The organism is Desulfurellaceae bacterium (assembly GCA_021296095.1).
GTDB lineage: Bacteria > Desulfobacterota > Binatia > Bin18 > Bin18 > JAAXHF01.
On record JAGWBB010000089.1, the window covers coordinates 707 to 1,552 of the forward strand.

General features: G+C 63.6%; 2 protein-coding genes. Both read left to right on the forward strand.

Going from position 1 to position 846, the window contains the following annotated elements:
* Positions 1-168, forward strand: a 168-nt coding sequence (locus J4F42_18000) for a 6-carboxytetrahydropterin synthase (protein ID MCE2487412.1), incomplete at its 5' end; no start/stop codon positions are given.
* Positions 168-846: glycosyltransferase (locus tag J4F42_18005; GenBank protein MCE2487413.1), on the forward strand; the 679-nt coding region annotated here is incomplete at its 3' end. The genes J4F42_18000 and J4F42_18005, both read left to right, overlap by 1 nt.

Here is an 846-nt window from a genome sequence, read left to right on the forward strand (position 1 = left end):
CTGAACGAAAAGCCCGAGTTCGAGGGCCTCAATCCCAGCATTGAGCGCTTTGCCCACATCTTCTGCCGGGCGCTGGCCGAACGCTTACAGGCGCCGACCCTGACGGCCATCACGGTCATCCTGTGGGAGCACGAGAACGCCTGGGCGTCGTATCGACAGGACGTGTAGTGCGGGTCGGGCTCCTGATTTACGGCAGTCTGGATATTCTGACCGGCGGTTTTCTATACGACCGTCTGCTGGTCGACTATCTGCGTCGTGAGGGGGATGAGGTCGAGGTCATCAGCCTGCCGTGGCGGACGTATGGGCGTCACCTGAGCGATAATGTCTCGGCCGCTTTTTTTCGGCGCCTGTGTCGGGCCTCGTGCGATGTGCTGATTCAGGACGAGCTGAACCATCCGTCGGTGTGGTGGCTCAACCGCCGGCTGAAGCCGCGGGTCAGCTACCCGCTGGTCAGCATTGTCCACCTGCTGCGTTCGAGCGAGGCGCGGCCGGCCTGGCAGAATCGTTTCTACCGCTGGGTGGAACAGCGCTACTTGCAGACCCTCGACGGGCTGATTTTCAACAGCAAAACGACCGGCCGTCAGGTCGAAGCTCTGATCGGGCCGGGGTGTCCGAGTGTGGTGGCCTATCCCGGTTGTGATCATCTCCGGCCTACGCTGAGCACCGACGCCATCGCTGCCCGGGCCGAGCAGCCCGGCGCGCTACGGGTGCTGTTTATCGGCAACCTGATTCCGCGTAAGGGCCTGCACGTGCTGATTGAGGCCCTGGCCGGTCTGCCCCGGGCTGACTGGCGGCTCACGGTGATCGGCGCTCTGGACATGGACCCGGCCTATGTCCGTCGGGTGT